Genomic DNA, 18,225 nt, shown 5'->3' with positions numbered 1-18,225 from the left:
ACAGGGTTTTGAATCCGTTTTATGTATGCGGTTATTCTACGGCGGAGTGTGGTAATGTCTGCGAATACTTCAATTATTATTTCCTTCCTTTCGACTCTTCTGGTCGGGTCATTTTCCAGCTGTGCGCGGATGCAGCGGCGGGTGAACCGGCTGCATACCGGTCTCAACACCGGTCCGGATGATCGCGGAGTTCTTTGACGGTCCCGATCAAGACAAATTCTGGGGTCGGCCGGTCAGGCCGGCCCTTTTCCCTTGGTTCGCGCCAAACTGTCTCAGCGTTCACGAAGGCACTTGAAGTCCGTTTCCGATCGGGCCTAAACCTCTGCCAAGATGACCCGATCCTATCGCCTCGTGTTGCCGTTGCTACTGTCGCTGATGCTGGTTCTGACAGGCCAGGGTTTTGCGGCGTCACGGGGATTGAATGCGGCGGTCGGTCAAATGGTGCTTTGCACCGGGAACGGTCCTGTGGTTGTCTATATGGACGAGCACGGCCAGCCCACCAAACCACCTCATTTCTGTCCCGACTATGCGCTCAACTTGCTGGGTGCGGTTCTGAATGCCCCTCCGCCGGCACCGAAAGGGCCCGAGCGGGAAAAGTCTGACATACCGCTGCGTTCCGACAGCCTTGTTGCGGCTCCGATCCCGCAGCGACCGGCGCGCGCGCCGCCGGCCCCTGTCTGAAACCGTTCGCAACACAATCAGACAGTCAAAAAGGAGAGGCGAGATGCCCTTCAAATCGATCCTGCCCGCTATTTTCGTCGCTGCAATCATGTCCACCGCCGCCCATGCGGAAAGTGTGATCTCGGTTGAGGATGCCTACGCCCGATCCTCGGGGGCTAATGCCAAGGCTGGTGCGGCCTTCATGATGATCCGCAATTCAGGCGACACCGATGATCAACTCGTCGCTGTGAAATCCGATATCGCTGCACGGGTCGAACTGCATACGCACAAGATCGACGACAACGGCGTGGCCAAGATGATGGAAGTCGAGGAGGGTTTTGCGATCCCCGCCGGCGAGGCGCATATGCTGCAGCGGGGCGGAGACCATGTGATGTTCATGGGGCTCAAGCAGCCGTTTGAGCAGGGCGCAACCATACCCGTCACTTTGGTTTTTGAGCAGGCCGGTGAGGTCGTTGTCGAGATTCCCGTGGACCTGGAACGGAAAGACGGCCACGGGCATATGAAGCACTCGAACTGACAGCACGCCTGTCTTCGGGCCGCGATGCGGCCGTCATCCATGCGTCAGGCCGGGGCAAGCCCCGGCCTGTTCGCGTTTCAACTGCCGATCAGCGTTGTTCTTCACTTGTTGACAACGCGCATCGAAACCCGTTCTCCGGCCCGTTTGAAACGTGCGGCCATGAACAGCATGACGCCGGCAAAGGCCAAGGCGGAGAATGCGATTGCCCAGCCCAGTGCGACAACGCCGCTTCCGGGCCAGAAGATCAGCACCAGCCCGATGATAAGGGCCACGATGCCCGAGTTCCGGACGGTCGCACGTTCTGGGTCCAGCTGATGCATCTGGCCCAACGAAATCAGCGAGCCGATCCCGATGATCAACGCCCAGGCGCCCAGCAGAAAGAACGTCAGACGTGCTGTGCCTTCCGGCCAGATCAAAAAGACCAGCCCAATCAAGACCGCCCCGATACCCGCGCCTCCGATCAGTCCCCGCCGCCCAAAGCCAAGCAGGGTCAGGCCGCCATCGAGGATCAGCAGCACCCCTACCAGCCGCAGCAAAAGAGCGATGCTGCCCGTTGGCCAGAACAGCGCGGCGACGCCAACGGCCCCCGCAAGCAATCCGCGCAGCAGGAACGTCCACCACAGATCCGCAAGGGTGTCGCCCAGCGCTTCGCGGCTGTCGATGCCTTCGTCGTCAACGATTTCACCACGGGGGGCTTCAGGCTCGGTCATCTGTTTCTCCTGGTTCAGGTTCTTTCAGCTTAGCTCAGCAGAATGATCCGTGTCACCTGCGGCCCAGCAAGTCATCGACCCAGCGTGGCACGATCTGGGTGGCGGGGCCAAGCAGCGTCTGATCGAAGCTGGATGCACCAACCGAAGGCTCGAGGTTCAATTCGACCGTCTGTGCGCCCGCAGCTATGGCTTCGTGCACGAAGGCCGCAGCCGGGTAGACTTGGCCAGAGGTTCCGATGGCGGCGAATATCCCGGCCTGTGCCAGATGGTCGTAAATCTGATCCATGTGGTAAGGCATTTCGCCGAACCACACGATGTCGGGTCGGGCGGTTGCCGCGCGGCAGGCGGGGCACGGTTCGCCCACGGACATTTCCGCTGGCGCAGTCCAGCGATGCCCGCAAGAGGCGCAAAGCGCGCCGGACAGGATGCCGTGCATGTGGATAACCCTGGTCGCACCTCCGGCTTCGTGCAGGCTGTCCACGTTCTGCGTTACGATCACCACTTCTCCCGGCCAGTCGCGCTGAAGCCGGGCCAGTGCTGTGTGGGCTGCATTTGGGTCGGCGCCACCCGCCTGCACCCGGCGCGCGTTGTAGAAGCCATGAACAAGGGCAGGGTTTCGGGCAAAACCTTCGGGTGTCGCCACGTCTTCGATCCGGTGCTGTGCCCACAATCCGCCTTCATCGCGAAAGGTGCCCAATCCGCTTTCCGCCGAAATCCCGGCTCCGGTCAAAATCACGATCTTTTCCATTCGCCCTCCACACGTTAAACCCGAGCCATGTCACAGCGTATCCTGTTTGTCTGCCTCGGCAACATCTGCCGTTCCCCTGCTGCCGAAGGCGTTTTTCGTGTCAGGGCGCCTCATCATGCCTGCGACAGTGCCGGAACGTCCGACTGGCATGTCGGGGATCCACCCTATGCGCCGATGCAACACGCGGCTCGCAACCGAGGGGTGGAGCTGAGCGATCTGCGCGCGCGCCAGTTTGCGGTGTCTGATTTCGACAGGTTTGACCTGATCATCGGTATGGACAGCGAAAATCTCGCCAAGATCGAGGCTTTGCGCCCGGCCGATAATCCTACACCTGTACGCATGCTGACCGAATTTGCGCCCCACACCGGCGCCGATCATGTGCCCGACCCCTACTATACCCGTGATTTCGACGGGGCGCTGGACCTCATCGAAGCCGCCGTGGATGGTTTGGTGGCATATCTGGACGGCTAGCCGCCGATCACCTTCAACTGTCCGGACAACCAGGGCAGGCGGGAAAGGGCTGGTTCGATCATCTGGCTTTGCATCAAACGGCGCGTCATGCCCGCGACTTCGCGCGGAACCTGATCTGACCAGTCAGACCGCGTGAAGAGGGAAATAGTGCGCGAGAACTCTCCGAACGGAGCCGGGTAGACATCCATGCCTTCGTGGAAGCGGGCTGCCCGCATGTATCCCAACGGCGTGGTGATCGCCCAGCCAAGGCCGCGCGCCACCATCGCCATCAGTGCCAAGTGCGACCCGATCTCGAACCGCTCTTCGAACTGCAGCTGTTGCCGCGCCAAGTGGCTTTCGATTTGCCGGCTGATCAACTGTTCCCGCGCATAGCGCAGAAAGGGCAGGGTCTGCAAAGCGGCCTCTACGCCCCCATTGGCCACACCGCCCTTCGGCGCGACCAGAATGAAAGGATCCTGTACCAAAGGGTACTCCACCACGCCTTCCAGCACCTCGCCGCTATGGGCCGAAACCGCCAGATGCAGACGTTGCGAAGCCAGCGCCTCGAAAATCTCAAGGCTGGGGAGGGTTATGAGTTTGAACTTGGAGCGTGTCAGGCTGTCGGCCAGCAACGTGGCAAGGCGCGGGGTCAGGTCATTGTCGAAATCGTCGATCAGGCCGATCGAAAGCGTGCTCAGATGACCCAGGTCCATGACAGACAGCTCGCTTTGGGCCATCTGCAACTCGGCCAGAACGGACTCGGCCCGTGCCAGAAAGCTGCGCCCGGCTTGGGTCAGGCGCATGGGTCTGCGCCCGTGATCCACCAGGTCCGTGCCCAGAGCATTCTCGAGATTGCGCAACTGCTGGCTGACTGATGGCTGGCTGAGTCCGGTAATCTCGGCAGCCTGTGCCACCGAACCGGTCCGCGCCAAGGCCTCGAACACTTCGAGACCGCGCAGGGTCAACCCTTTCGTCACCATATGATTTCCCTTTCACTGCGCCATTACTGAGGCGCAGGGCGGGTCAGGTCAAGGATCGCGGTCAGCGTCAGCTGCAGATCGCCTGTGCCATTCGGCCAAAGTTCTGATACCGCTCCCACAGCGCGTCATCGCGGGCGGATTTCGACATCTTCAGCTCTTGGGCCTGATGCGGGTCCGTGAACCATTTGGCCACGGTTTTCTGGTCTTTGTTGGTCAAAGCCTGATCTGCCACCCGCTGGATGCACTTGCACCTGTCGCGTGTCGCAGCCGAACGGTCGGACGCCAAACATGCACGTTTGATCTGCGCCGCTTCGGTCGTGGCCGGGGCCAAAGTGGTCAGCGACGTGGCGCATAGCGCGATAATGAGGAACTGTTTCATGCTCATGCCTCGTTTTGCCTGCCCGGAGGAGTCTTGTGTCCCTCTCGGCTTGCGGCGCAGTATCGTCCAAGTTTTCCTGCCGTTCAACAATTTGCTTTCAGAAACTCCGTACCTGAGTCGAAAGTGCCGCGGTTGGCACTATGGTCGGCCGTGGCATGCCCTTCGAACCCCGTTTTGGACGGTGCAACACGGCCGAGTTCTGTCTACGTACGGTCGCCTGAATGCAGCTGAGGGCTTGGAACGAAGCCAACCGCAGCGTCGTGGCCTCATAGCGCTGAAATATGGGGCGTCCGACGTGCTGTCTCACCTTGACCAGCGCCCGATTTCGAACCATATCCCGACGCTATGACAGACCTCGCTCATATCCGCAATTTCTCCATCGTCGCGCATATCGACCATGGCAAATCCACCCTTGCCGACCGGCTCATCCAAGAGACCGGGACGGTGCAGGATCGCGACATGAAGGAACAGCTGCTCGACAGCATGGATATCGAGCGCGAACGCGGCATCACCATCAAGGCCAACACGGTCCGCATCGACTATACCGCCGACAATGGCGAGCAGTACGTGCTGAACCTGATCGACACCCCCGGCCACGTGGACTTCGCCTATGAAGTCTCGCGCTCCATGCGCGCGGTCGAAGGCTCGCTGCTGGTGGTGGACTCGACGCAAGGGGTCGAGGCGCAGACCCTGGCCAACGTCTATCAGGCCATCGACGCCGACCACGAGATCGTGCCGGTGCTGAACAAGATCGACCTGCCGGCCTCCGACTGCGACCGCGTGGCCGAACAGATCGAGGACGTGATCGGTATCGACGCCACCGACGCCATCCGCGTCTCGGCCAAGACGGGAGAGGGCATACACGAAACGCTCGAGGCGATCGTGCACAAGCTGCCCGCGCCCAAGGGCGAGCGCGACGCGCCGCTCAAGGCGATGCTGGTCGACAGCTGGTACGACGCCTATCTGGGCGTGATCGTTCTGGTCCGCATCATGGACGGCGTTCTGAAAAAGGGCATGCGGGTCAAGTTCATGTCGAACGGCACCCTGCACCATGTCGACCGCGTGGGCGTGTTCCGCCCCGAGATGCAGATGGTCGACCAGCTGGGTCCGGGTGAGATCGGCTTCCTCACCGCATCCATCAAGCAGGTGCGCGACACCCGTGTGGGCGACACCATCACCAATGACCGCAACGGTGCCGAAACCGCTCTGCCGGGCTTCAAACCCGCGCAGCCGGTGGTGTTCTGCGGCCTGTTCCCCGTGGACAGCGCCGAATTCGAAGACCTGCGCGACGCGATCGAGAAACTGGCTCTGAACGACGCCAGCTTCTCGTTCGAGATGGAAACCTCGGCCGCGCTGGGCTTTGGCTTCCGCTGCGGCTTCCTCGGCCTGCTGCACCTCGAGGTCATCCGCGACCGCATCGAACGCGAGTACGATATCGAGCTCATCACCACCGCGCCGTCGGTGATCTATCACGTCTACATGAAAGACGGCGAGATGATCGAGCTGCACAACCCCGCCGACATGCCCGACATGTCCAAGGTCGACCACCTCGAGGAACCGCGCATCAAGGCCACCATCCTGGTGCCGGATGAATACCTGGGCGACGTGCTGAAACTCTGCCAGGACCGCCGCGGCATCCAGATGGACCTGACCTATGCGGGCAGCCGCGCGATGGTCGTCTATGACCTGCCGCTGAACGAGGTCGTCTTCGACTTCTACGACCGCCTGAAATCGGTGACCAAGGGCTATGCCAGCTTCGACTACCAGATGACCGGCTACCGCGAGGACAGCCTGGTCAAGATGTCGATCCTTGTGAATGACGAGCCGGTGGACGCGCTGTCGGTCATGGTCCACCGCGACCGCGCCGAGACCCGCGGCCGCGCCATGTGCGAAAAGCTGAAAGAGCTGATCCCGCGCCACATGTTCAAGATCCCGATCCAGGCGGCCATCGGCGGCAAGGTCATCGCCCGCGAGACCCTATCCGCGCTGCGCAAGGACGTGACCGCGAAATGCTACGGTGGGGATGCCACGCGGAAGCGGAAACTGCTGGAGAAGCAGAAGGCCGGCAAGAAGAAGATGCGCCAGTTCGGGAAGGTGGATATCCCGCAGGAGGCGTTTATTTCAGCGTTGAAGATGGACAGCTGAGGCTGTCCGTTTTGAGTGAAGGTTAACCAAAATGCGAATCAACCTGCAACAGTTCCAGCCTGGTTAGCCGAACGGTGCAGATTAACATTTAACAGAACGAGGTTCACCTTCGATAGAAACAGTATTCGATTGGTTGTAAAATTTTGCGATAGCAGCGTAGCAAGTGCCTGCGGTCTCCGTTGCGCTAGTACCGTGGACAAGGATTGCTCTCAATGGCAGGCACTCAGCGTACACGGCTAGCGTTTCCTCTAACAAGCCATCATGTGCATTACATTGTTTCTACAAAACTTCCAACACCCGATGCTGGCGCACCATTTGGACCCCGATGTCATTATCGCCGATATGGCGGGCCATACCCAGCCTAATTATTTGTCGCATCCCGAGGCCAACGGGTTTTGTGTGGGTGTCGTCTAAAACAACTTTCCCACTTTTTTCCAGGCAAGGGCGAATGGCAAGGAACTCTCGAAGATGAGTGTCCTTGGCACCGTCTAAATGCAGCAAGTCGACCCGTTGATCGGGGTTGTCTTCGACGTAACGCGGGATTTCAATGAGAGAGTTTCCGGTAATGAAGCGTGTTCGTCCAGGGAACGCCGCCTTAAGCCAATCAAATGCAGCCGGCACGTAGATATCAACTCGACCCCATGACGGTTCGATCTGTCGGCAAATATCAACGCCGGTAACCTGTAATTTTGGGTTGGCGGAAAGGGCGAGAAGCAGAGAGTGGCCGCCATTAACGCCCACTTCAAACATGTGAGTCGAGCTTTGGGCAAGGGCAAACAAGTTACGCCGCTTGCCTTCAAATGGTGGAAATAGCTCGTCTGTTTCGAAGCTCACTGATTTGTGTTTGTAAAACAAGTTGCCATTGAGCCCCATCTCAGCGTTCGCGGCGCATAGAGATTTGGCAAGATGCCGGTTCAGCGATCCTAGTGCAGCGATCCAGTTCTGGTCCGAGACCATGTCTTGATAGGTGGAGTATTTTGGGAGTGATACCGGGTCCAAGGATTCTATAACTCAATCAATTTGACACTCTGTTTACAAAAAACCTAGCATCTTTTTTCAAAGCGTAACAGCCATAGCAATAGGAGTGAGGATTATTGAGGGGATCGCCGCACAAATATTTCCTCCTAGTGGCACTTTGAACAAGTGTTTTGCAACCCGAAGCTTTTCAATCTTCTCCTCGGTCCTGTATTTATCTCAGTTTTCCGTCAGTCATCTGGCCAGAAACAACACCTCAAACCGTTTCCGAGACGGGCCTCGCCCCGCAATGTGAGCCACTTCACAGCCCCACCGACCCACACCTGCTAAGGTTGACCCACGGAAACCAGCGGCGGAGGCCCCATGTCCATGATACCCATCATCGCGCTTGGATCGGCGGGTCTCTATTCCGTAGCCATGATCTCGATGAAGTTCTGGTGGAAACTCCCCGGCCTAGGGCTGGGACTGCTGATCGTCGCCACTTTGCTGGCCGCCGCCACGCTGGAACTCGCCGCGCTGCGCGACGAACGGCTGGGCATCATCTATACCGGCATTCTGGGGGCCGAAGTCGTGCTGATCGCCATCGCCTCGTTCTTCCTGTTCGGCGAGTCCTTTTCCTACCGCGAGGGGCTGGGCATCGCCCTTGTCATCGCGGGCACCGCGCTGGCCTGGGCCTGAGCCCGTCGGTGAGCGCCGCATGAACCCTTGATGAAGTTTCCCTTAGGTAAGTTGTAACGGCCGCGCGCCCTCCCAATCTGTTCAGCAGGCCAGCAAGGCCCGCCGATCACAGGGAGAGAGCCCATGACCAGATACATGACCGCCAGCGCCGCCGCCGTGGCCGCGACATTGACCATGGGCTCTGCCGCCCTCGCCGATGCCATGCCCGACCTGCGCGGCACGTGGACGGCCAGCCAGACAACGGTGTCGCCTTCGAACGCCAACACCGCCACCGCGCCGCGGTTCAATACCTCGGAATGGGTGCTCGAGATCCAGGCGCAGCACGAAAACGTATTCTGGGGGCCCAGCATGTGGCGGCGCAATGCCATGGATGACTGGACGATGTACGAGGCCACCGGCTCGATCAGCCAGGATGGCTCGGGCAAGATCGGCATTGTTGAAACCGCTGCTGACCCGACCTCCGGCGTCAATGCGCTGATCGATGCGCGGTATGAGGACGGCAAGATCTATGCGGATTTCCGTAGCCTGCGCACCGGAACCACCTACAGCACGGTTCTGGAACGACAGGTGAACTGAAGCGTTTCCGGCCCAGGCGGTTGTAGGGGGTAGTTGCCGTTGCCCGATTTTGCGGGAGACGGAGAGTAGTAGGTTGCCTCGTCCGGGTCGGAACGCTTCTCAATTCGTGGGCTGCACGTTCGTTCACCGTTGCGTGTGGCGACTCATCGATGTCGATTCGAGCGATATGCCCGTATGCGTCAGGTCAGGTCCGCCATGAGGGCCGAGATTTTCCCTTTGCACCCGCAGAAATCGCCCAATTGAGCGGAGAGAAATCGGCCTTCGGCTTTTCCCAGCGCAACCCAGCCGGATTTCATCATTTCCCGACTTATCCACATCGTCTTCCAGTCGGATATCAACATCTTATCCCCGGCTAATTTTCATGCTGCAGTGCTATTTTCTTGCCGGACTTGAGGGCGAGTGCCATCGTTCAGACATCGCCAAGGTTCATCACGATCCAAGGCGGGACGCAAAGGTCAGGGGGTCCTGGCACCGCAGGCAGATCTTAGGATTTTCGTCGGGTTTCAAGGGCTTACCGGTAGGTGACCAGTCAGGAGGGGCGCAAGCCCGGCTTGAGCGGTCAGCTTCTCAGAAGGCCAGAGCGGGCGGCAGAGCGCCATCAGGTGCTTTGCGGCAGCGAGGTCCCCTCGGGGGCTGAAGCAACTGGATCGGGGCGTCCCTCGGGCGTGTCGACCCGGCAAGGCGTCAGGGGTGTCCGCAAGGGCACATGCAAAGACCGCGTCTGCGCACCTGGCGCCTTTTCCTTTTGCCGATTTCGGTTTCGTACAGGCTTCCACTCACCGCCCGTCAGAACGGGAACGGGGTTCTTGCGCAATTGCACAAGAACCCCGCAGTCGTGTCAGTAATGCATTACCGCGTCTATGCACCTGTGGCAGGGACAATAATCCGGTCGCCCGGAACTTTCAACCATATGTTGGTAGTGCTGCGCCGCTGTCCGCTAGATGCTGACGGGTGTCAGAGGCTTTCCTGAACGTCCGTCGCCGCGCCCTGGATGGCGTCGCCGGCTTTTTCGATGTCTTTGCCCGCGCCTTTTGCGGTTTCACAGGCCGTCAGGGCCAAAAGGCTCAGCCCGATCAGAATAGTGCGGATCATCGATATCTCCTTGGTTGGTCGACTACCAATCGGTAGCACCATTCAGGCAATGCAGACAAACCTTTTTGGGTAATCAGCCTTTGCGGAAGATGGGACCAAGGATGGCCGTCGCGACAAAGATCAACGCGGCCGCGCAAACGATGCTTGGTCCGGCGGGTGTATCCGCCCAATATGCACCGCCCAGTCCGCCCAACGCCGCCGTCGAGCCTATAATCGCAGCGGCGAAAGCCATGCTTTCTGGGGTGCGGGCCAAAGGGCGGGCTCCGGCCGCTGGAATGACCAGCAGGGCGGCGATCAGAAGAATGCCGACAACTTTGATGGCGACCGCAACGGCCAGTGCCATTGCCAGAGTCAGCCACAGTTCTTCCCGTTTCGGATCTATCCCGGATGCCTGAGCCAGGTCCGGGTTGAGCGTTGAAACCAGAAGGGCTGACCAGCGCCAGACCATCAACGCCAGAATCGTGGCGCCACCGATCCAGATCGTGGCCAGATCGGACTTTGTAACGGCAAGGATATCGCCGAACAAAAAGGCATTCAGATCCAGTCGAACATCGGACAGCAACGCCGCGGTTACCAAGCCGGCGGCCAGTGCGGTGTGTGCAATCACACCCAGAAGCGTGTCCATGGCGTAACCGCGACCGCGCAGCAGGCTGACCGACAAGCCCATGGCAAGTGCAGCAGAAATGATCGCGGGCAGCAGCGGCAGTGAAAAGCTGAGCGCCAGCGCCACACCCAATACGGCGGCATGTGCGGTGGCTTCTCCGAGATAGGCCATGCGCCGCCAGACGACAAAACATCCCAGCGGTGCCGCGGCGATCGAAACACCGAGTCCTGCCAGGGCGGCGCGAACCATGAAATCGTCCAGCATCAGTGTGACGTATCCTGCGCGTGATTGTGATCGTGGGTATGACTGTGCTTGTGTTGGTACAAGGCCATCGTGCCCCGCGTTCCGCTGCCGAACAACGCCCGATATTCGGGCGCGTCCGCGACCATTTGGGGTGCCCCTTCACAGCAGACATGCCCGTTCAGGCACAGAACCCGGTCGGACGCGGCCATGACGACGTGCAAGTCATGGCTGACCATGACTATGGCGCAGCCGAGGTCCGTGCGAACCTGTTCAATGCGTTCATAGAAGGCAGCTGCGCCGGGCTGATCAAGCCCCTGAGTTGCTTCGTCCAGCAGCAGCGCCTGAGGCTCCTCCAGCAGCGCGCGGGCCAGAAGGACGCGTTGAAACTGACCGCCGGACAGTCGGGTCATCTGTCTGTCACGCAAGTCCGGTACGCCGGCCAGTTCAAGCGCGGTTTTGGCCTTGCTGGCCGAAACCCGTTTCGGCAGACCAAGGAAGCGTTGCACCGTCATCGGCAGCGCAGCGTCCAGCGCGAGTTTCTGGGGGACGTAGCCGATCCGCAAACCCGGAGCGCGCCGAACAGTGCCCTGAGCCGCGGGAACAGCCCCGATCATGGCGCGCAGCAGAGTCGATTTTCCCGAACCGTTCGGGCCGACAATGGTGACGATTTCACCAGCGGCGATCTGGGCGGATACGTTGTCCAGAATGAGCCGGCCATCCAGGCGAACCGACAGGTTCTGTAGAGAAATGAGGGGGGTCGTCATGGCTGCGTTCCAATGCAGTCCGGGCAAAGACCTTCGGCCTCGACCACAATCCTTTCAATGGTGAAGCCTGATGTGTCGGCGGCAGCACCAAGCCGGCCCTGGGTCAGCTCGGTTTCGGTTTCGGCCACGGCCTTGCACGCCCGGCAAATCAGAAACGCAGGCACGTGATCGTGGGTAGGGTGGGCGCAGGCCGCGTAGGCGTTCATCTGCTCGATACGGTGCACGAACCCATGCTGCACCAGAAAGTCCAACGCACGATACGCCACCGGAGGTTGCGACCCCATGCCTTCGGCCGACAGAATAGCCAGAATGTCATAAGCTCCCATTGCCTTGTGCTGCTCCAACAAGATTTCCAGCACGCGGCGGCGCACCGGCGTGAACTGAAGCTTCTGGTTGGCGCATTTTTCCTCGGCCTTGCTCAGCGCGGTTTTCATGCAGTGGTTATGATTGTGGTGCCTGAAGCCTACTGTGCTCATGTGCGCTCCGAAATTTTTGGCTTGATATGTTATAACGTGGGCAATATCAAGCCGACAAGCAATGTAATAACATATCATTTCAGGAGGTGACATGTCCCGAAAATTCTTGTTGCTGGCCGGCGTCGTGCTGGCCGGAAAGGCGGCGGCCGATGCGCCCAACGTTGCCGTCGATATCGCACCGGTTCACGCGTTGGTTGCCCAAGTCATGGACGGTGTTGCCGAGCCTTCCCTGATCATCCCGCCCGGAGCCTCACCTCATGACCACGCCATGCGCCCGTCCGAGGCGCGAGCGTTGCAATCTGCAGACGTGGTTTTTTGGGTAGGCCCGGAACTGACCTCGTGGATGACGGGACCACTTGGCGCCCTGTCCGAGGGAGCGACGCAGGTTGAGTTGCTGGAGGTGGCGGGGACTGTGCGGCACGATTTCCGCGACTTGGCCGATCATCATGAGGGCGAAGAGGAGCATGCAAACCACGACGATCACGGCGATCATTCGGACCATGATGACCATGATGACCATGCGGACCACGATGAACATGGGAAACATGAAGAGCACACCGATCACGATGCACATGACCATGACCACGGGCATGACCACGACGGTGTAGACCCGCATGCCTGGCTGGACCCGGAAAACGCGCGCGTTTGGGTGCAGGCAATTGCCGAAACTCTGTCAGAGAAGGACCCGGATAACGCTGCGCGGTACCAAGCCAATGCGGACAAGGCAGTTGAAGGCCTGAGTGCTTTGGAGGCCGAGATCCGGGCGGATCTGGCGCAGTCAGAGCCGCGGTTTGTCACCTTTCACGACGCTTACCAGTATTTCGAACACCGGTTCGATCTGACATCGTCGGGCACCGTGAGCCTTGGCGACGCGGCCGCACCCGGACCGGCCCGTCTGGCCGAGCTCAAGGCCCGGATTGAAGAGGAAGGCATTGATTGCGCTTTTTCCGAGCCGCAATACGATACCCGTCTGATCTCCGCCGCGACGGAGGGGATGGATGTGCAAATCCTCGTGCTTGACCCGATCGGGGTTGCGCTCGAGCCGGGTCCAACCCTGTATCCGGACCTGTTGCGCGAAATGGCCGCAAGTTTTCAGGCCTGCAGCGGCAACTCGTGAACAAAGAAGGGCGCAACGATCTGTTGCGCCCTTCGCCATTCAATGGGTTTTCTGTCTTATTCCTCGTCGCAGAACAACTCGTACACCGTTTCCAGCATTTTGCGAGGTCTGTCGTTTGCAAGGCGATAGTAGATCGCCTTGCCTTCGCGCCGGGGCGTGACCAGCCCCTCAAGGCGCAGCCGCGACAGTTGCTGTGAAACGGCGGCCTGTCGGGCGGACAGCAGTGACTCGAGTTCAGTCACCGATTTTTCGCCGGATACCAGATGACAGAGGATCATCAACCGGCCCTCGTGGCTGATCGCTTTCAGAAAATTCGAAGCGCGGGTTGCGTTAGCGGCCATCCGGTCCATGTCGTCGCGCGAGATGTCTTCGGAAAGTTGGGGAAGTGCCATCTTCTTGTCCTTGTTGGCCCCTTGGTGAGTGTGGGGCAGGTGTTCCCTTTGTTAGTTTCGCCTGAGCGAATTGGGTCTCTATATAGAATGATCAGATATTTCCATATGCATGGATCAAAATGGCGTGATGAAAGCGCTGTGAATGGCGGCGAGGCCAAAAAACAGCCGGGTATTTGCGTTCTGCGCGGTTGTTCGCTCTGTTTTGCGGGATCCCGACGATGCGGACTGATCCGTATTTCTCAATCGGCGTCGCGTGTCCGCTGCCCCTTGCAGGCCCCCGAAGGCAACACTAAGACTCATGTAACTTCTCATCGGGTATGGTCCCGGTTCACACCAAAGCAGGCAGGTTCCGAATGTTCGATCCAGTTGACACCTACATGAATACGCTCGTCCCGATGGTCGTTGAGCAGACCAGCCGTGGCGAAAGGGCCTATGACATCTTCTCTCGCCTGCTGAAGGAGCGGATCATCTTCATCAATGGCCCGATCCATGACGGGATGAGCCACCTGATCGTAGCGCAGCTTCTGCATCTGGAAGCCGAGAATCCCAACAAGGAAATCTCGATCTACATCAACTCGCCCGGCGGTGTCGTGACCAGCGGTCTGTCGATCTACGACACAATGCAGTACATCAAGCCAAAATGTTCGACATTGGTGATCGGCCAGGCGGCCTCGATGGGGTCGGTCCTGCTGGCGGGCGGAGAGAAGGGGATGCGCTTCTCGCTGCCGAACAGCCGCATCATGGTGCACCAGCCCAGCGGCGGTTACCAGGGTCAAGCCAGCGACATCATGATTCACGCGGCCGAAACGCAGAAGCTGAAGGATCGTTTGTACGATATCTATGCCAAACATACCGGACAGTCGAAAAAGGCCATTGAAAAGGCTTTGGACCGTGACAATTTCATGAGCCCGGAAGAAGCAAAAGAGTGGGGCCATATCGACGAGATTGTCGAAAGCCGCTCCAAATCCGAACCGACCGAAGCGTGATGCGGAAACCCCGCACCCACGGGTGCGGGGTGCGATTTTGACATTGTAGCTGCCCCGGTGCTGGCCTAAGCTGCACGGACAGGCGGCAAGCGCGGTCCGGATCCGGGCCGCAGGGATGGAGCCCGAAAGGTAGAACATGGCGACGAATTCAGGCGGCGACAGCAAGAACACGCTCTACTGCAGCTTCTGTGGAAAAAGCCAGCATGAGGTGCGTAAGCTTATTGCTGGACCGACCGTGTTCATCTGTGATGAATGCGTCGAACTGTGCATGGACATCATCCGCGAGGAAACCAAAGCCAGCGGACTGAAATCCTCGGACGGTGTGCCCACCCCCAAAGATATCTGCGAGGTGTTGGACGACTATGTCATCGGCCAGGCTCGGGCCAAGCGTGTCCTGTCGGTTGCCGTGCACAACCACTACAAACGTCTGAACCACGCGCAGAAGGCCGGTGGTGACATCGAGTTGGCCAAGTCGAACATTCTGCTGATTGGTCCGACCGGGTGCGGCAAAACCTTGCTGGCGCAGACGCTCGCGCGGATTCTGGACGTGCCGTTCACGATGGCTGACGCGACCACGCTGACCGAAGCCGGTTACGTGGGCGAGGATGTCGAGAACATCATCCTCAAGCTGTTGCAGGCCAGCGAATACAATGTCGAGCGCGCCCAGCGCGGCATCGTCTATATCGACGAGGTCGACAAGATCACTCGTAAATCCGAAAACCCCTCGATCACCCGAGACGTATCGGGCGAGGGCGTGCAGCAGGCTCTGCTGAAGCTGATGGAAGGCACCGTGGCCAGCGTTCCGCCGCAGGGCGGGCGCAAGCACCCGCAGCAGGAATTCCTGCAGGTGGACACCACCAACATCCTGTTCATCTGCGGCGGCGCTTTTGCAGGTCTGGACAAGATCATCGCGCAGCGCGGCAAAGGCTCGGCCATGGGTTTTGGCGCCGATGTGCGTGACAATGACGAACGCGGCGTGGGCGAGATCTTTCAGGATCTCGAGCCCGAGGATCTGCTGAAATTCGGGTTGATCCCGGAATTCGTTGGACGTCTGCCGGTGCTGGCAACGCTTGAGGACCTGGATGAGGACGCGCTTGTCACCATCCTGACCAAGCCCAAGAACGCGCTGGTCAAGCAATACCAGCGTTTGTTCGAGTTGGAGAACGTCGAACTGGACTTTACCGACGACGCGCTTGCGGCGATTGCCAAAAAGGCGATCGAACGCAAGACCGGTGCCCGCGGCCTGCGTTCCATCCTGGAAGACATTCTTTTGGACACGATGTTCGAACTGCCGGGCATGAAGAACGTGACCAAGGTGGTCGTTAACGAAGAGGCCGTGACGTCGGACGCGCAGCCGCTGATCATCTATGCGGATGCCGCGCCGGAATCGGCATCTGCCGGCTGAACTGTTTGAAATTTAATGCAGATACGGCGCGGCAAAGTCCGCGCCGTTTTCATGTGAGGGTGTCATGACGATCCAACGTATTTCCTCGGGCGGTGAGTTCGAAGCCAAGGTCGGCTACTGCCGGGCCGTTGTCGCGGGTGGCTGGGTCCATGTTGCCGGAACGGTCGGGCAGGGCGAAGGCGTCGTCGACCAATGCCGCTCGGCGCTGACGATCATAGGCAACGCCTTGGCAGAGGCGGGCGCCTCTTTTGCCGACGTGGTGCGCGTGACTTATATGCTGCCCGATCGCCGCGAATTTGAAGCGTGCTGGCCGGTCCTGGCCGAGACGTTCGGTGCCAACCCGCCTGTTGCGACGATGATCGAATGCGGCTTGATTGATCCAAAATACCGAATCGAAATCGAGGTCACCGCATTCTTGCCCAAGTAATGGGTGCGCTCTTTGTGGCTCTGGACCTCTGCTCGGCTTTGGTCCATATCTGCATGGACAGAAATGCCGGAGGCAGCCGATGGGAATCCTGAACACTCTTTTGCGGGCCGTGACCTGGTGGAACGGGGCCACTCTGAACACGCAGATCTACACTGCGCGCAAAGGTATCAAGGTGGGCGAGGACGATCAGGGCAACGTGTTTTATCGCAACGCCGATGACAGCAAACGGTGGGTGATCTTCAATGGAGAGGCCGAGGCCAGCCGGATCGACCCGGAATGGCACGGCTGGTTGCACCGCACCTGGGATGAGCCTCCGACCGACAAGCCACTGCCACACAAGGCGTGGGAAAAGCCGCATCAGGAAAATCTGACGGGCACCGCGATGGCCTATGTGCCAGCGGGGTCCCTGCGCCGTCCCGATCCGATCGAGCGCAAGGACTACGAAGCCTGGAGCCCGGAATAAGCGAGATCCACATGTCGACCCACAACATGACCGAAGTTCTTGTCGGCGGTGTCGTGCTGGCCAGTGCATTGGCGTTTGGCGTGTATGCCAGCCAGTCCACGGGCTGGTCGCGCGAAAACGGGGGCTATCACCTTGAGGCGTCCTTTCGGTCGCTTGAGGGTGTGGCGGTGGGCACGGATGTGCGCCTCGCGGGTGTAAAGATCGGCACCGTGACCGATGTCGAGTTGAACCCTGAAACCTACCGTGCCGATACGACGATTTCGGTTGCCGAAAACATCCAGATTCCGGATGACAGCGCGATCGTGATCTCGTCCGAAGGCCTTCTGGGGGGCAACTTCGTCGAGGTCATGCCCGGCGGCTCTCCGTTCTATTTTGAGCCGGGCGATCAGATTGAAGACACGCAAGGAGCCGTCAGCCTGATCTCGCTGTTGGTCAAGTTCGTGGCCGGGGATGGCAGCGAATGATGCGTGCTGCCCTGATGGCGCTGCTGTTGGCCGCGACGACGGCGGGCGCGCAGCAAAAGGTTTCCTCGGGGCCGGGGGCCATGCTGCGCGGGCTGGACAAGGTCAGCGGTCAGACGGTGGACGTGCAGGTGCCGACCGGTGATACGGTCGAAGTTTTCGGCTTGGATGTCGCCTTGGGTGATTGCCGGTATCCGTCTGAAAACCCGACCGGTGACGCGTTTGCCTATCTTACGATTTGGGAAAAGGGAAAGGCCGACCAGCTGTTCGACGGCTGGATGATCGCCACGTCCCCGGCGCTCAACGCCCTGGATCACTCGCGCTACGATGTCTGGGTAATCCGTTGTATCACCCCCTGAGGGGTCTGACACACCTCGGCGGTGAAATCTGCGCTGGCAGCAGTGGCCTGATCCAGAAGTTGGCGGTATTGCTGTCTGGGGATTTCGATCGCCCCCAACGAAGCCAAATGTGCCGTCAGAAATTGTGTGTCGAACAGTTGAAAACCTGTCTGGCGCAATCGGTCGACCAGATAGGCGAGCGCAATTTTTGACGCATCGGTACGGCGCGAAAACATGCTTTCCCCGAAAAATGCCGCACCCAAGGCAACTCCATAGACGCCACCGACAAGCTCCTCGCCCTCCCAAACCTCAAGTGAATGGGCGCGGCCCGAGTGGTGCAGTTGGGCATAGAGTCTGCGCAGTTCGTCATTGATCCAGGTGTCCGCCCGGTCCGCGCATCCGTCCACGACGGCTGCAAAATCCCGGTTTAGGGTCACGGAGAACCGGCAGTTCCGGATGCGTCGCGCAAGGCTGCGGGAGATGTGAAACCCGTCCAACGGGAATACACCCCGCAGCTTTGGATCGACCCAGAAAAGACCCGGGTCGTTCCTGTGTTCGGCCATCGGGAAGATTCCGATGGAATAGCCGTGCAACAGCAGATCAGGCGTCAGGCCCATG

The 18,225-nt window shown here is 59.6% G+C and carries 24 protein-coding genes; 13 read left to right on the top strand and 11 right to left on the bottom strand.

All coding sequences use genetic code 11. The features are described from left to right. Positions 1-330: 330 nt before the first annotated feature. Both ACR3EK_RS11255 and ACR3EK_RS11250 read left to right on the top strand, forming a co-directional pair. On the top strand, positions 331-681 hold the full coding sequence (locus ACR3EK_RS11255; protein ID WP_170362993.1) for a hypothetical protein: 351 nt from the start codon (positions 331-333) through the stop codon (positions 679-681). A gap of 43 nt (positions 682-724) precedes the next feature. Then, a complete protein-coding gene (locus ACR3EK_RS11250) occupies positions 725-1,198 on the top strand; it encodes a copper chaperone PCu(A)C (RefSeq protein WP_170362994.1) in 474 nt (157 codons plus the stop codon). A gap of 101 nt (positions 1,199-1,299) precedes the next feature. Here ACR3EK_RS11250 and ACR3EK_RS11245 read toward each other — a convergent pair whose 3' ends face one another. Continuing rightward, positions 1,300-1,908 (bottom strand): HdeD family acid-resistance protein, encoded by a 609-nt coding sequence (locus ACR3EK_RS11245; RefSeq protein ID WP_170358289.1) that lies wholly within the window; start codon positions 1,906-1,908, stop codon positions 1,300-1,302. Between the two features lie 52 nt (positions 1,909-1,960). Then, positions 1,961-2,656: an NAD-dependent deacylase gene (locus ACR3EK_RS11240; RefSeq protein WP_170358291.1), complete on the bottom strand. Its 696-nt coding sequence runs from the start codon at positions 2,654-2,656 to the stop codon at positions 1,961-1,963. A 27-nt stretch (positions 2,657-2,683) separates the two neighbouring features. On the opposite strand from ACR3EK_RS11240, the gene ACR3EK_RS11235 reads away from it, so the two are divergent. After that, on the top strand, positions 2,684-3,127 hold the full coding sequence (locus tag ACR3EK_RS11235; RefSeq protein WP_170362996.1) for a low molecular weight protein-tyrosine-phosphatase: 444 nt from the start codon (positions 2,684-2,686) through the stop codon (positions 3,125-3,127). On the opposite strand, the gene ACR3EK_RS11230 is transcribed toward ACR3EK_RS11235, so the two are convergent. After that, complete coding sequence (locus ACR3EK_RS11230) at positions 3,124-4,086, bottom strand: LysR family transcriptional regulator (RefSeq protein WP_170338025.1); 963 nt, start codon at positions 4,084-4,086, stop codon at positions 3,124-3,126. The genes ACR3EK_RS11235 and ACR3EK_RS11230 overlap by 4 nt on opposite strands. A 67-nt stretch (positions 4,087-4,153) precedes the next feature. Then, positions 4,154-4,465 (bottom strand): hypothetical protein, encoded by a 312-nt coding sequence (locus tag ACR3EK_RS11225; protein ID WP_170362998.1) that lies wholly within the window; start codon positions 4,463-4,465, stop codon positions 4,154-4,156. A 345-nt stretch (positions 4,466-4,810) separates the two neighbouring features. On the opposite strand from ACR3EK_RS11225, the gene lepA reads away from it, so the two are divergent. Beyond that, a complete protein-coding gene (gene lepA / locus ACR3EK_RS11220) occupies positions 4,811-6,610 on the top strand; it encodes a translation elongation factor 4 (RefSeq protein WP_170390605.1) in 1,800 nt (599 codons plus the stop codon). A gap of 279 nt (positions 6,611-6,889) precedes the next feature. Here lepA and ACR3EK_RS11215 read toward each other — a convergent pair whose 3' ends face one another. Beyond that, positions 6,890-7,609, bottom strand: coding sequence for a class I SAM-dependent methyltransferase (locus ACR3EK_RS11215; protein WP_480633404.1), 720 nt, complete (start codon positions 7,607-7,609; stop codon positions 6,890-6,892). 339 nt (positions 7,610-7,948) lie between these two features. Between ACR3EK_RS11215 and ACR3EK_RS11210 the strand changes: the two genes are divergently transcribed. Then, positions 7,949-8,263, top strand: a complete 315-nt coding sequence (locus ACR3EK_RS11210) for a hypothetical protein (protein ID WP_110644555.1) — start codon at positions 7,949-7,951, stop codon at positions 8,261-8,263. Between the two features lie 123 nt (positions 8,264-8,386). Continuing rightward, on the top strand, positions 8,387-8,839 hold the full coding sequence (locus ACR3EK_RS11205) for a hypothetical protein (RefSeq protein WP_170358302.1): 453 nt from the start codon (positions 8,387-8,389) through the stop codon (positions 8,837-8,839). 954 nt (positions 8,840-9,793) lie between these two features. Here the strand turns inward: ACR3EK_RS11205 and ACR3EK_RS11200 are convergent. From ACR3EK_RS11200 to ACR3EK_RS11185, 4 genes are all read right to left on the bottom strand, one after another. Next, positions 9,794-9,931, bottom strand: coding sequence for an entericidin A/B family lipoprotein (locus tag ACR3EK_RS11200; RefSeq protein WP_093962692.1), 138 nt, complete (start codon positions 9,929-9,931; stop codon positions 9,794-9,796). A gap of 73 nt (positions 9,932-10,004) precedes the next feature. Continuing rightward, on the bottom strand, positions 10,005-10,799 hold the full coding sequence (locus ACR3EK_RS11195) for an iron chelate uptake ABC transporter family permease subunit (RefSeq protein ID WP_480633403.1): 795 nt from the start codon (positions 10,797-10,799) through the stop codon (positions 10,005-10,007). Continuing rightward, on the bottom strand, positions 10,799-11,542 hold the full coding sequence (locus ACR3EK_RS11190; RefSeq protein WP_480633402.1) for an ATP-binding cassette domain-containing protein: 744 nt from the start codon (positions 11,540-11,542) through the stop codon (positions 10,799-10,801). The genes ACR3EK_RS11195 and ACR3EK_RS11190 overlap by 1 nt, the downstream gene beginning before the upstream one ends. Beyond that, positions 11,539-12,018: a transcriptional repressor gene (locus ACR3EK_RS11185; RefSeq protein ID WP_093962689.1), complete on the bottom strand. Its 480-nt coding sequence runs from the start codon at positions 12,016-12,018 to the stop codon at positions 11,539-11,541. The genes ACR3EK_RS11190 and ACR3EK_RS11185 overlap by 4 nt, the downstream gene beginning before the upstream one ends. A 91-nt stretch (positions 12,019-12,109) precedes the next feature. Here ACR3EK_RS11185 and ACR3EK_RS11180 point away from each other — a divergent pair, with 91 nt between their 5' ends. Beyond that, positions 12,110-13,135: a zinc ABC transporter substrate-binding protein gene (locus tag ACR3EK_RS11180; protein WP_480633401.1), complete on the top strand. Its 1,026-nt coding sequence runs from the start codon at positions 12,110-12,112 to the stop codon at positions 13,133-13,135. Positions 13,136-13,191: 56 nt separating this feature from the next. On the opposite strand, the gene ACR3EK_RS11175 is transcribed toward ACR3EK_RS11180, so the two are convergent. Next, complete coding sequence (locus ACR3EK_RS11175) at positions 13,192-13,527, bottom strand: ArsR/SmtB family transcription factor (protein ID WP_480633400.1); 336 nt, start codon at positions 13,525-13,527, stop codon at positions 13,192-13,194. A gap of 353 nt (positions 13,528-13,880) precedes the next feature. Between ACR3EK_RS11175 and ACR3EK_RS11170 the strand changes: the two genes are divergently transcribed. The 6 genes from ACR3EK_RS11170 to ACR3EK_RS11145 all read left to right on the top strand — a co-directional run bounded on the left by ACR3EK_RS11170 (position 13,881) and on the right by ACR3EK_RS11145 (position 17,628). Next, positions 13,881-14,513 (top strand): ATP-dependent Clp protease proteolytic subunit, encoded by a 633-nt coding sequence (locus ACR3EK_RS11170; protein WP_093962686.1) that lies wholly within the window; start codon positions 13,881-13,883, stop codon positions 14,511-14,513. A gap of 136 nt (positions 14,514-14,649) precedes the next feature. Then, complete coding sequence (gene clpX, locus ACR3EK_RS11165) at positions 14,650-15,918, top strand: ATP-dependent Clp protease ATP-binding subunit ClpX (RefSeq protein WP_170337591.1); 1,269 nt, start codon at positions 14,650-14,652, stop codon at positions 15,916-15,918. Positions 15,919-15,982: 64 nt separating this feature from the next. Then, positions 15,983-16,345: a RidA family protein gene (locus ACR3EK_RS11160; protein WP_170338037.1), complete on the top strand. Its 363-nt coding sequence runs from the start codon at positions 15,983-15,985 to the stop codon at positions 16,343-16,345. A 79-nt stretch (positions 16,346-16,424) separates the two neighbouring features. Then, on the top strand, positions 16,425-16,808 hold the full coding sequence (locus tag ACR3EK_RS11155; RefSeq protein ID WP_093962683.1) for an NADH:ubiquinone oxidoreductase subunit NDUFA12: 384 nt from the start codon (positions 16,425-16,427) through the stop codon (positions 16,806-16,808). 11 nt (positions 16,809-16,819) lie between these two features. Further along, on the top strand, positions 16,820-17,272 hold the full coding sequence (gene mlaD / locus ACR3EK_RS11150; RefSeq protein ID WP_093962682.1) for an outer membrane lipid asymmetry maintenance protein MlaD: 453 nt from the start codon (positions 16,820-16,822) through the stop codon (positions 17,270-17,272). After that, positions 17,269-17,628: a DUF2155 domain-containing protein gene (locus ACR3EK_RS11145; protein WP_170358308.1), complete on the top strand. Its 360-nt coding sequence runs from the start codon at positions 17,269-17,271 to the stop codon at positions 17,626-17,628. Before mlaD ends, ACR3EK_RS11145 begins: the two co-directional genes overlap by 4 nt. Here the strand turns inward: ACR3EK_RS11145 and aat are convergent. Then, positions 17,592-18,224: a leucyl/phenylalanyl-tRNA--protein transferase gene (gene aat, locus ACR3EK_RS11140; protein ID WP_480633399.1), complete on the bottom strand. Its 633-nt coding sequence runs from the start codon at positions 18,222-18,224 to the stop codon at positions 17,592-17,594. The two genes, ACR3EK_RS11145 and aat, sit on opposite strands and share 37 nt — an antisense overlap. Between the last annotated feature and the right edge of the window lies 1 nt (position 18,225).

The organism is Ruegeria sp. BC8, assembly GCF_056535705.1.
Note: the sequence above shows the minus strand (reverse complement) of the source record. Positions and strands in the feature narration are given on the sequence as shown.